Here is an 11,963-nt window from a genome sequence, read left to right on the forward strand (position 1 = left end):
CGCCCCCGGGGACCGGGCGGCGCGGGCCTCTTCACCCCTCCAGGAGATATGCATGCAACCGACCCCTTCGCTGCTGGCCATCGCGGCGGCGCTCGTACTGGCCTTGCCGGCCTCCGCCGCCGAACCGAAGGCCGATAAAAAGGCCGAGGCCTACAAGGTCGCCGCGACGATCAAGACCGACATCCAGGCTCCGGTGCTGGCGCTGCGCGCCGACACGGATGCCCGGCGCCTCTACGTGGCTCGCCAGGGCGCCATCGAGGCGATCGACATCGACAACGGCAGCCGCACCGGCAAGCTGGCCGTGTCCGGCGCGGTGAGCGCCATCGCGCTGGCACCCGAGCTGAACCGCGGCTTCGCGACCATCGCGAGCGACAACACGGTCGTCGTGTTCGACCTGAAGACGGTGCAGCTGTTGAAGACGGTGAAGTCGGGCGGCAGCGAGCCGGTCGGCATCGAGTACGAGGCCATGACCAAGCGGCTCTTCGTCTCGCACGGCAAGGGCGGCGCGCTGAGCGTGCTGGCGGCCGACAGCGGCGAACCGGTGGGCAGCGTCGCCCTGAAAGGCAAGCTGCGCGGCGTGGCATCGGACACGCGCGGTGCGATCTACGTCGCCGACGAAGAGCAGAACGGCGTGCACGTGATCGACGCGCGCGAGCTGAAGGCCAAGGGCCTGATGTCGACCTGGCCGGCGACGAAGCCGACCTCGATCACGGTCGACGACAAGGAGCGGCGCGTCTACGTGGCGACGGCCAGCGGCCGCATGGTCGTCATCGATCCCGACATCGGGCAGATGGTCGGCTACGTGAGCACCGGGACGGGCGAAGGCGGCATCGCAGCGCAATACCAGCCCAACCGCTTCGTGCGCCTGTTCGTGCCCACCGCCGACGGCCAGCTCACGGTCGTGGCCAACGCCAAGCTGAGCGTGGCGGTCGAGAGCACGGCCAAGCCGGACGGGGCGCGCGGCACCGCGGTCGCGGTCGACGGCAAGAGCGGCAAGGCCTTCATGGCCAACGCCAACGACATCCTGGTCCTGAACAAGTGAATCGCTGCAAGAGGTCCGACATGAACAAGTCCATCATCCGTATCGGCGCGCTTTCGGTCGCGCTCTCGGCGGCTCTCGCCGCCTCCCTGGCCACGGCCGGCCCGGTGTCGCCCACCGCGCTCAAGGGCAAGAAGATCCTGTTCGTCGTCAGCGACGCCAAGAAGGGCGAGAAGAACGACGACCTGCTGATCAAGGAGTACCTCGAGTCGCGCGGCGCCAGCGTCACGCTCGCCAGCGCCGAGGAACCGGCCACTGCCGCGCAGGGCAAGGACCTGGTGATGATCTCGTCGACCGCCGATGCGCGCGTGCTCGGCGACCGCTACCGCAACGCGCCGCAACCGGTGGTGACGTGGAACGCGTACAGCTTCCCCGAGCTCGGCATGACCGGCAGCGAGCTGCACCGCGACTTCTCGGTGGTGCGCGAGAAGGTGTTCCACAACGCCAACCATGCGGCCTACTATGCCTACGCCACCAGCGCCGCGAAGCCGATCCTGCAGGCTGCCGGCATGCACGAGGGCATGATCGCGCCGTTCACGTTCAGCGCGGGCGAAACCGATCCTTCCTGGGGCCGACCGACGATCGCGGCGGACATCTCGGTGGTCTTCGAAGGCACCCCTGACAAGGCCGCGGTGTTCTCGTATGAGAAGGGCTCGCTGATGGCCAGCAACACCGGCGCGCCGGCGCGCCGCGTCGGGCTCTTCCTCGGCGACAACAGCTTCTCGATCCTGACCGACGCGACGGGGCCGGCTGCACGGGACCTGAAGTCGCGCCAGTGGTTCTCAGGCCGCCGCCTGTTCGATGCCGCGCTGCGCTGGGCCGCGAGCCCGCCCGACGTGCCCGTCCAGCGCCCCGACCTCGCGCAGGCGCAGGCCGAAGTCGCGAGGCAGCTGCGCGGCAAGAAGATCCTGTTCGTGCGCCGATTCGACATGCCCTGGCCAGCGAACGAGGCTTCCGACCAAGCGCACCTGGCGTGGCTGCGCTCGCTCGGCGCCGAGGTCACCGCGGTCGACCACATGGAGCCCGACACGCATGCCAAGGGCAAGGACCTGGTGCTGATCTCGGCGTCGATCAACAAGTACAAGCTCGGCTTCAAGTATGCCGAGACTACGGCGCCGCTGGTGATGATGGAGGCCAAGGCGGTCGACCAGATCAACATGGTGGGGCGGCAGCGCAATACCGAGTACGGCGTCAACGACCACAAGGAAAGCCTCTATCCGCCGGAGAATTACGTGCAGATCGTGCGTCCCGCGCATCCGCTCGCGGCGGGCTTCCCGGCCGGCAACTTCAAGCTGTTCAAGACACCGGGCGTCCTGGCGTGGGCGGTCGTTCCGCCGGGGGCGGAGGTGATCGCCGGCATCCCCAACCAGCCGCGCCACGGCACGATGTTCGCGTACGAGAAGGGCGCCGTGATGGCCAACGACCACATCGCACCGGCGCGCCGCGTGCTGTTCCCGATGGACGCGACCCGCTTTCCCGACCTGACCGACGAAGGGCGCGTGCTGTACGGCAACACGCTCGTCTGGGCGCTGGGCCAGTCGGCGGCTGCCGCTTCCGCGAGCAGCGACACAAACGCCGCCACCGTCGCCTCCGGCCGCTGAGCATGGAGCCGGCGCAGCGTCTCCGCGAAGGCGGCGCCGGCCCCTCCCATTCCATCTTCAAGGAAGGTTCATGCCTACTAATTCCATCAGGCGCCAAGTGTTCTTCTGCAGCCTGGGCGTGGTGCTCGGCACGGCGATCGGCGCCGCAGCCGCACGCGCCGAACCCGTGCATGCCGTGATCACGGAGCCGCTCGGCAGCGAGCGTCTCTCCGAGATGGCGCCGCAGTTCAAGGCCTGGCGCAAGGCCGGGCTGCTGACCGACTTCAAGCTGCTGAAGGCCCAAGCGGGCCAGAAGGAGCCGGGCTTCGCCACGCTCGCCGTGGTTGACCTGCCGGACGAAGCGGCCTTCAAGACCTGGAGCTCCCAGTCGGCGCCGAAGCTCGGCGACAAGCTGATCGTGCGCCGTGCCACGCGGGTCCGGCACGAAGGCCAGCCGTCGAAGACGCCCGCGTCGGCCGTGCACGTGGCGAGCTTTTACTCGACCCATGTCTCCGTGAGCGACTACAAGCTCTATACCGAGCGCTACATCGCGCCGAACATGGACGTGCAGCGCGCCGCGGGCATCATGAGCCGCTACGCGATGTACGTGGAGCGAGAGCCCGTCGCCGGCCAGACCCGCGCGCTGCTCGTGATGGAGTACGCCAACGCGGCCGCCTTCGCGCACCGCGACGCCATCAAGGAAGCCGGCAAGCAGAAGCTGCTGGCAGACCCCGAGTGGAAGCGCATCAATGACGTGAAGGAGACGATCCGCTCCGACATCTCGTCGACGGCGGCGATCGATGTTGGCGCGGCAATCCCGGCCGCCCACTGACGACCGGGGAGCAGCCGCCGATGCCCCGACCGACCCGGCTGGGACCGACGGCAGTCTTTCCTGAAGCGGAATTCAGGAAGGCTACAGGTTCTCTTCAGCCGGCCGCCATACCGTTCACCCCGTCGAATCCAGGATGAAAACACAGGAGACCTCGTCCATCATGAAGCTGTTCCTCCGCTCGCTGCCCAGCCTCCTTGCGCTGTCCGGTGTGCTGGTCGCGTCCGGCGCCGCTGCCGGCCCGCTCTACCGCATCGACTCCGCAGTCACGATCCAGGGTCAGGCAGCACCCAGCTGGGATTACCTGGCGTTCGACCCGGCGACCTCGCTGCTCTACCTCTCCCTGCGCCAGGACGGCGCGCTGGTGTACGACACCAAGGCCAGGAAGGTACTGCGCACGATCGACGACACGAAGGGCGCGAACGCCTTCGTGCTGCTTCGGGAGTTCGATCGCGGCTTCGTGATCAACACGGACGGCTCCGCCACCGTGTTCGAGTTGTCCACGCACAAGACGCTGAAGCGGGTCAAGTTTGCCGAGGAAGCCGACAACGGCTTCTACGATCCGGTCACCCGGCAGCTGCTCGTGACCACGGGCGGCGCCCACGAGGCCGTGTTCCTGGATCCGAGGAGTGCGGAGGTGCTCGGCCGGATGCACGTGGACAGCAGCAAGCTCGAGGGCACCGCGTCCGACGGCAAGGGCAACATGTTCATGGCGCTGCGCGACCGCAACAAGGTCCTTCGCATCGACATGAAGCGTCGGGAGGTCAGCGCCGAATGGCCGACGCCCGCGCCATGCGATCAGCCCAACGGCGTGGCCTTCGACCAGGCGAACGAACGCGTGTTCGTCGCCTGCCGCGGCCGCGATCCGGTGCTCTCGGTGATAAATGCCGCCAATGGCAAGGTCGTCTCGACGGTGCCCATCGGGCGCGGCAGCGACGTGCTGGTCTTCGACGCCGAACAGCGCAAGCTGTACACGTCCAACGGCGTTGATGCAAACCTGGCGATCGTCGATCAGATCGACGCCGACACCTACAAGGTCGCCGAGGTGCCGACGACGCGGCCCTACGCGCGCACGATGGCGCTGGACCCGCGTACGAAGACGGTCTGGCTCGTTGCCGCGGAAGGAACGGTCGATCCCGCGAAGAAGAGAAACACCGACGTGGCGACCTACTACCCGAACACCTACTTCAAGGACACCGTGACGGTGATCTCTCTTCAGCGGCACTGAACCAGCTCATCGCTCACCAAGGCACAGCATCATGAAGAAAGTTCTCCTCTGGACCGTCGCGGCTCTCGCCGCAACATTCGCTTCGATCGCGTCGGGCGATCCGCTCCCGGTCGACAAGCGCATCGTGCTGGTGGTCGACGAATGGAAGGCGGTACGCAACCTGCCGGTCGTCGTCGCCGAGCGGCTGGGGTACCTCAAGGCCGACGGCATGGACGTCACGGTGATGAACGTACGCGACGACGTCTGGCACGGCGACATGCTGGTCGACGGCCGCGTCGATGCCGTGATGGCGTACTGGCACCACAACGCGGTCAACCAGTCGATCGGCCGCGACACGCAGGCCATCGTCACGCTCGGCGTCACGCCGGGCGCGAAGGTGCTGGTGGCGAACCACGCCAGGGACAAGTACCGCACGCTCGCCGACCTGAAGGGCAGCCACTTCATCGCCGGCGGCGCGGGCTCGTCGAAGACCACGCTGGCCAACGCGCTGGTGCTCGCCGGCGGGCACAAGCTGTCGGACTACACGCGGCTCGGCACCGACGGCAAGGACCTGAACGTCGCGGCGCTGCGCGACGGAAGGGCCGACTTCGTCGTCGCGCCGACGCCGGACGCGAGCTTCTACGAAGCGCAGGGCGTGGCCACGGTGTTCGCCGACCTCACGACGCCCGAGGGCACGAAGAAGGCGTTCGGCGTGCCGTTCCCGAGCAGCACCGTGTTCATGGCGACCGCGCGCATGAAGGAGCGGCCCGACATCGCGCGCCACCTCGCGAAGGCGTTCACGCGCGCGCTGCACTTCATCAACACGCACAGCCCCGAGCAGATCGCCGCAGTCGTGCCCGAAGCGGTCAGCGGCAAGGACCGCGAGAAGTACATGAAGGCGATGAAGGAAGCGCTCCCGATGTTCGCGACCAACGGCCTGATGCCGGCGGACGGCGTGGCGCACGAGCTTCGCGTGCTGGCCGAGTTCGATCCGAAGTTCAAGCCGGTCGACGTCAAGCGCACCTACACCAACGCGTTCGTCGAGGAAGCGCTGAAGGCGGCGCCCTGACCTGATCCATCCAATCCGCTCTCCTTATTCCCACACCTGAAAGACCCATCATGCGTCGAGACACCTTCCTGAAAAGCATGGCCGCCATGGCCGTCTGCGCCGCGCTGCCGCTGCCCGCAAGCGCAGCGGCCAGCATGAAGATGATGATTCCCGCCAATCCCGGCGGGGGCTGGGACACCACGGGCCGTGCGCTCGGAAAGGCGCTGCAGGAGGCCGGCTTCGCGAGCACGGTGGTCTACGAGAACAAGGGCGGCGCCGGCGGCGCGCTTGGGCTGACACAGTTCGTGAACAGCACCAAGGGCGATCCGAACGCGCTGATGATCATGGGCGCGGTGATGATCGGCGGCCTCATCTCGGCCAGGCAGCCGGCACAACTGCAGCAGGCGACGCCGCTGGCACGCCTGCTCACCGAGGACCAGGTCTTCGTGCTGCCCGCCGACTCGCCGCTGAAATCGATGCAGGACGTCATCGCCCAGCTGAAGAAGGACCCGGGCAGCGTCAAGTGGGGCGGCGGCTCGCGCGGCTCGACCGAGCACATCGCCGCGGCCATGATCGCGCAGGAGGTGGGTGTCGATCCGGCCAGGATCAACTACGTGGCCTTCCGTGGCGGCGGCGAGGCAGTCTCCGCCATCCTCGGCAACAACGTCACCGTCGGCGGCAGCGCCTACACCGAGTTCGGGGAATACCTCAAGAGCGGCAAGATGCGGGCGATCGCCGTGACCTCCGCCGAGCGACTCAAGGAGGTCGATGCGCCGACGCTCAAGGAGCAGGGCATCAACGTCGTCATCAGCAACTGGCGCGGCCTCTATGGCGCGCCGGGCATCACGCCCGAGCAGCGCAAGACGCTCATCGACGGCATAGTTAAGGCAATGAAGTCCAAGGCCTGGCAACAGGCCGTCGAGCAGAACAAATGGACGCCTGCGCCGATCACCGGCGATGAGTTCGCCAAGTTTGTCGAGAGCGAGTTCACCCGCCTTCAGGCCGTCATGATCAAGTCCGGAATGATCGGGTCGTGAGCAGACCGGCGGATCGGCACGCCCCATGGCGCACGCTCGCCACCGCCGGCTGTCTGCTGCTGCTTTCGTTGCCGGCCTGGGCCGGTCGGCCGTTCACGACCGAGGATGCCGGCGTCCTCGCCGGCGGCGACTGCGAACTGGAGACCTTCGCCGCGCACGTGCGCGCGCGCCCAGATCCCTCGGAGCGCGGTGGCTGGAGCCAGGTCGGGTGCGGGATCGGCTTCGACACGCAGCTCGCCGTCGGCGCGGGGCGATTCAGGTCAGGCGATGAAAGGAGCACGGTCGTCGCGCTGGTCGGCAAGACGGCCTTGCGCCCGTTGACCGAGGACAGCGTCGGCGTCACCCTCGCCTACGCGCTGGAGGGCCTCCGGCACTCCGGACAGGGCATGCGCCGCGCGGGCACCGCGGCCGCGCTCGTCGTCTCGGTCCCGCACGGGCGCATCCTCATGCATGCCAACCTGGGTGTCGCGCGCAAGCATCTCGAAGGCAAGACCGTGGGCACGTACGCGCTTGCCGTCGAGCGGCTCGGCGATCAAGGCCTCGATGTCGGCCTCGAGGTCTACGGCGAGGGCAGCGAGCGACCCTGGTTCGGCACCGGCGCGCGCTACGCGATCAGGCCCGAAAAGCTCTTTGGCGACTTTTCCTTCGCTGTTCAAAGCGGCGACAGTCGCGCCCGCAAGCTGACGGTCGGGCTCAAGTACTCATTCTGAGCACGAGCAATGCCCCCTCGCCTGAACTTCCGTTCAGGCAGGCGACAGGTTGCCTTTAGCCCCGCTCCCTACGCTCGCGGCTCCAGTGGATGCGAAGGAATCCGATCATGCGAAAGAGCCCGATCTTCAAGAGAGCCGCCGCCAAGCTTTTCCTTGGCCCGTTGCTGGCCTGCGGGGCGCATGCAGCCGATGCCGATGTCGACACACTCGCCCAGCAGTGCATGCGCTGCCATGGCGCAGCCGGCATATCGAGCGACCCGCGGCGACCGAGCATCGCGGGCAAGGGCGCGAAGGAGCTCTACGGGGCCCTGCAGGCGTACAGGAACGGAAGCCGCCGCGGCTCGAACGGCATGACCGCTGCGGCCCAGGCGCTGAGCGCGACGCAGATGCGCTCGCTGGCCGCGTACTTCAGCGCGCTGCCCGCAGATGAGAAGAGATGATGTCTGCAGCGCCGCGGCCGGTAAACAGCGCAGCCGCCGCAGAGCCTGAACGAAGTTTCAGGATCGCTACAGATTCGGTACAGCCGGTGCTCATAGAGTGCCTCCGGCGCCAGCAGATCAGTCGCCATCAAGGACGAAGAGCATGAAACCCAATCTCTACAGATGCATATTCCAGGTCCACCGTTGGACAGGCCTGACCATCGGGATGGTGATCCTGATGATGGCGCTCACCGGCGTGGTCAACCTGTTCCGGCCGCAGCTCGAACCCGTCGTCAACCGCGACCTGCTGACGGTGCCCACCTGCAGCGAGCGGGTGCCGCTCGATGTGCTCGGCGAGACCGCACGCGCCGCGCACACGGGCGGTCGGCTCGACTACATCAAGCTCAGCGCCGGTGAACCCGGCGCAGCGCGCATGCCGGCAGCGCGGGTGCGTTTCGACGACCCGCAGTTCGACGTCTACATGAATCCCTGCACCGGCGCCGTGATCGACGAGCGGGCGCGCTACGGCGGGGTGCTCGGGACGATCGAGCAGACGCACATCCTGCGCTTCAGCGAGGAGAAATGGGTTCGCAGCATCACCGGCGTGTGCGCGATCATCTTCGGCATCGTGCTGATCGGAGGCGGGTTCTACATGTGGTGGCCGCGCCGCGGGGGCTACGGTCGCGCGCTCAAGCTCGATGCACGGCTGGAGGGCCGCGCGCGCAGCATGAATCGCCACAGGATCGCCGGCGTCTACGGCAGCCTGGTCCTGATTGCGCTGATCCTGAGCGGGCTGCCGCTGGTGTTTGAGTGGTACCGCAACGGCCTCTACACCCTGACCGGCTCGTCCTTGCCGCAGAAGCCGCCGAAGTCGGCCCCGGCCGACCGCGATTCGCCGCGGGTGTCGATGGAAGCGTTCTGGCAGAAGGTGCAGGCGCTGGAGCCGAACCCCGCGCATGCGCTGCTGAAATACCCCGGGGAAGGTCCCAACGCACCGCTCGAAGCCTACATGGTCGCGCGCGGCGCGTCGCACGAGAACGCCCGCTCGCTGCTGTTCCTCGACGCCTACAACGGCAAGGTCCTGCGCTACACGCCATACGAAAAGGCGAGCCCCGGCTTCAAGTTGTACTTCTGGATGATCTCGTTCCACACCGGCTCTGTCGGCGGATGGCCGATGAAGCTGATCCTGCTGTTCGGCACGCTCATGGTGCCCGTGCTCGCCTATACGGGAATTCGCAGCAATCTGCGCCGTCGCAAGTCGCCTGCGGCCGCAGCGGCCGCGGTGCCCCTCATGCCCGTGGGCGTCAAGCGGATCGCCTTCGAAGCAGCCGACATCAAGTCCTTCGAGCTGGTCAGCGCGACCGGAGCCTTGCTGCCCGCGTTCACACCGGGCTCGCACATCAATGTCAGCATCGAAGATGGCCTGCAGCGCCAGTACTCGCTGTGCAACGATCCGAACGAGAGGCACCGCTACCTGATCGCCGTCAAGCGGGTCGCCGACTCGCACGGTGGGTCGCGCGCCATGCACGAACTCGTCGAAGAGGGTGACCTGCTGTCCATCAGCGCACCGCGCAACCACTTCGCGCTGCATCCGGCAGCCGGGCACCACGTGCTGGTCGCCGGCGGCATCGGCATCACGCCCTTGTTGTGCATGGCGCGCCACCTGCTGTCCATCGGAGCATCCTTCGAGCTGCATTACTTCACCCGGTCGATCGAGCAGACCGCATTCCATGCCGCGCTCTCCGCACCCGAGTTCGTGCCCCACGTGAGTTTCCACTGCGCGATCGAGCGCGGCCGGCTGCGCGAGACACTGCATCCCCTGCTGTCGCGCCGCGCCACCGATGCTCACCTGTATCTGTGCGGACCTTGCGGGTTCATGGACCTGGTCGAGGAAATGGCGGCAGCGGCCTGGCCGGCCGGGACCGTGCACGTCGAGCACTTCGCCGCCAATCCGCTGGCCTTGGCCGGCGAGCGCAAGCCCTTCGAAGTGACCCTGGCCCGAAGTGGCGGCACTTTTACCGTGCCGGTGTCCAAGAGCATCGTCAACGTACTGGCCGAGCGCGGCGTCTGCGTCACGACTTCCTGCGAGCAGGGTGTCTGCGGCACGTGCCTCACGGGGGTGCTCGAAGGCAAGCCGGATCATCGCGACGCCTTCCTCAGTCCACAGGAGCGCAGCGCGGGAGCCAAGATGCTGGTGTGCGTGTCGCGCGCCAGCACGCCTCACCTGGTGCTCGACCTCTAGCGGCCACTGGCCTGGAGGAAGAGATGATCTCCGCACGCAAGCTCGTGACGCCGGTAGTGGCCTTGCTACTGGCCTCGGGTGCCGCAGCGCTCGCGTATCGTGCCGCCTCCGAGCCGAACGCCGCCGCGCCTTCGTTGCAGGCCAGGCCCGATCCGCTCGTCGCCGTCACGCCGGCGCAGCGGACCGATCTGCCGATCCGCATCGCGACCGAGGGCCACGTGACGCCGCTCGCGCAGGTCGACATCCGCGCGCAGATGAGCGGCGCCGTGCTGCAGGTGCACTTCCGCGAGGGCGACGAGCTGCGTGCCGGGCAGTTGCTGTTCACGTTGGACGCCAGCGAGGCCGAGGCCCAGCTCGCGCGCGTGCAGGCCGTCGCGGCCAACGCCCATGCGCAGGCGCAGGAGGCCCTGCGCGAGCACCGCCGCGCCGTCGAGCTGGGGCGGGCCAACTTCGTCTCGCCGAGCGCGATCGACACGGCGGCCGGCAAGGTCGAGTCGCTCAAGGCGGTGCTGGCGGCGGCCGAGGCCGAGGTTCGCTCCGCACGCATCGCGGTGCAGCGGTCGCGCATCGTGGCGCCAGCGGGCGGCGCTGCGCAGGCGCTCGCCCGCGGTCCTGAATGCAAATTCAGGCGGGGTACAGGATTGTTTCAGCCGGCTTCCGTAACCTGCGCCGACACCACCACGAGACCACGATGAAACTGCTGCATTCGATCGCAACCGCCATCACGCTGGCCGCCTGCGCCATCGGCGCATTCGCCCAGGTGCCCGCCGGCTATCCGGCCAGCTACGCCAAGGTCGTGGAGGCCGCCCGCAAGGAGGGCAAGGTGGTCGTCTACAGCGTGCTCGGCAACAAGGCCGCGACGCCGCTCGTCGAGGGCTTCAGGGCGCTGTACCCGAGCATCGAGGTCGAGTACGACGGCAACAGCGGCTCCAACGAGATCACCGAGCGCTTCCTCGGCGAGCTCAAGTTGGGCAAGCCGTCGGCCGACGTGATGTGGAGTTCGGCGATGGACCTGCAGATGATGCTGGTGCGCGACGGCCACGCCGCGTCGTACGCCTCGCCGGAGGCCTCGCATCTGCCCGCGTGGGCGCGCTGGCGCGACCAGGCCTGGGGCACGACCTTCGAGCCGGTGGTGTTCGTCTACAACAAGACGCAGGTTGCCGAGGACGAAGTGCCGCGCGATCGCGCCGCGCTCGCCAAGTTGCTCACCGAGCGCGCCGACAAGTTCGCCGGCAAGGTCGCGATGTTCGACATCGCCAAGGCGGGGGTGGGCTACCTGTTCGCCGTGCAGGACGAGGCACAGGGACAGCGGCTGCCGGCCTTGCTGCAGGCGCTGGGCCGCGCCCGGGTGCAGGAGGGCGGCGGGACCGGCGAGATGCTCTCCAAGGTGAACTCCGGCGAGTACCTGCTCGGCTACAACATCATGGGCGCCTACGCGCTGGTGCGCAGCAAGAAGGAGCTGCCGTCGCTCGGCGTCGTGCTGCCGCGCGACTACACGCTGGTGCTGTCGCGCGTGATGTTCATCAGCAAGCACGCGAAGCATCCGAACGCCGCCAAGCTGTGGGCCGACTACCTGCTGTCGCAGCGCGGCCAGAAGATCATCGGCGACGCCATCGAGCTGTTCGCGGTGCGCAACGACGTCGATGCCGAATACACCGCGGCCAAGCTTCGCGAGCGCATCGGCTCGGCTGCACGGCCGATCCCCATCGATCCGAAGATCGCCGCCGCGCTCGACGAGAAACAGCAGCGTGCCTTCATCGCGAACTGGAAGGGTGCACTGGCGGAAGCCGGGCGCTGAAGTGCAGCCCCCGCGGGGGTCCCGCGCAGCGGAAAGAAAGCTCAAAATTTGTTC

General features: G+C 67.7%; 11 protein-coding genes. All 11 read left to right on the top strand.

Annotation, left to right across the window (positions count from 1 at the left end):
- Positions 1-52 precede the first annotated feature (52 nt).
- Positions 53-1,042 carry a YncE family protein gene (locus tag ACSQ9I_RS37685; protein ID WP_436317021.1) on the top strand — a complete coding sequence of 330 codons (990 nt, stop codon included), beginning with the start codon at positions 53-55 and terminating at the stop codon, positions 1,040-1,042.
- Positions 1,043-1,062: 20 nt separating this feature from the next.
- The gene (locus tag ACSQ9I_RS37690) at positions 1,063-2,640 is read left to right on the top strand and encodes a hypothetical protein (RefSeq protein ID WP_436317022.1); all 1,578 of its coding nucleotides are present in this window, start codon (positions 1,063-1,065) and stop codon (positions 2,638-2,640) included.
- Between the two features lie 70 nt (positions 2,641-2,710).
- Complete coding sequence (locus ACSQ9I_RS37695) at positions 2,711-3,451, top strand: hypothetical protein (RefSeq protein ID WP_436317023.1); 741 nt, start codon at positions 2,711-2,713, stop codon at positions 3,449-3,451.
- Between the two features lie 160 nt (positions 3,452-3,611).
- Positions 3,612-4,676 (top strand): YncE family protein, encoded by a 1,065-nt coding sequence (locus ACSQ9I_RS37700; RefSeq protein WP_436317024.1) that lies wholly within the window; start codon positions 3,612-3,614, stop codon positions 4,674-4,676.
- 31 nt (positions 4,677-4,707) lie between these two features.
- Positions 4,708-5,724, top strand: coding sequence for an ABC transporter substrate-binding protein (locus tag ACSQ9I_RS37705; RefSeq protein WP_436317025.1), 1,017 nt, complete (start codon positions 4,708-4,710; stop codon positions 5,722-5,724).
- Between the two features lie 50 nt (positions 5,725-5,774).
- Complete coding sequence (locus tag ACSQ9I_RS37710) at positions 5,775-6,740, top strand: Bug family tripartite tricarboxylate transporter substrate binding protein (protein ID WP_436317026.1); 966 nt, start codon at positions 5,775-5,777, stop codon at positions 6,738-6,740.
- On the top strand, positions 6,737-7,450 hold the full coding sequence (locus ACSQ9I_RS37715; RefSeq protein ID WP_436317027.1) for a hypothetical protein: 714 nt from the start codon (positions 6,737-6,739) through the stop codon (positions 7,448-7,450). Before ACSQ9I_RS37710 ends, ACSQ9I_RS37715 begins: the two co-directional genes overlap by 4 nt.
- A gap of 107 nt (positions 7,451-7,557) precedes the next feature.
- Positions 7,558-7,890, top strand: a complete 333-nt coding sequence (locus tag ACSQ9I_RS37720; protein WP_436317028.1) for a c-type cytochrome — start codon at positions 7,558-7,560, stop codon at positions 7,888-7,890.
- A gap of 142 nt (positions 7,891-8,032) precedes the next feature.
- Complete coding sequence (locus ACSQ9I_RS37725; protein ID WP_436317029.1) at positions 8,033-10,111, top strand: PepSY domain-containing protein; 2,079 nt, start codon at positions 8,033-8,035, stop codon at positions 10,109-10,111.
- A 23-nt stretch (positions 10,112-10,134) separates the two neighbouring features.
- The gene (locus ACSQ9I_RS37730) at positions 10,135-10,806 is read left to right on the top strand and encodes an efflux RND transporter periplasmic adaptor subunit (RefSeq protein ID WP_436317030.1); all 672 of its coding nucleotides are present in this window, start codon (positions 10,135-10,137) and stop codon (positions 10,804-10,806) included.
- The gene (locus ACSQ9I_RS37735; RefSeq protein WP_436317031.1) at positions 10,803-11,909 is read left to right on the top strand and encodes an ABC transporter substrate-binding protein; all 1,107 of its coding nucleotides are present in this window, start codon (positions 10,803-10,805) and stop codon (positions 11,907-11,909) included. Before ACSQ9I_RS37730 ends, ACSQ9I_RS37735 begins: the two co-directional genes overlap by 4 nt.
- Positions 11,910-11,963: the final 54 nt, after the last annotated feature.

The organism is Variovorax sp. LjRoot84, from assembly GCF_964254305.1.
Classification (GTDB): Bacteria; Pseudomonadota; Gammaproteobacteria; order Burkholderiales; family Burkholderiaceae_C; genus Variovorax.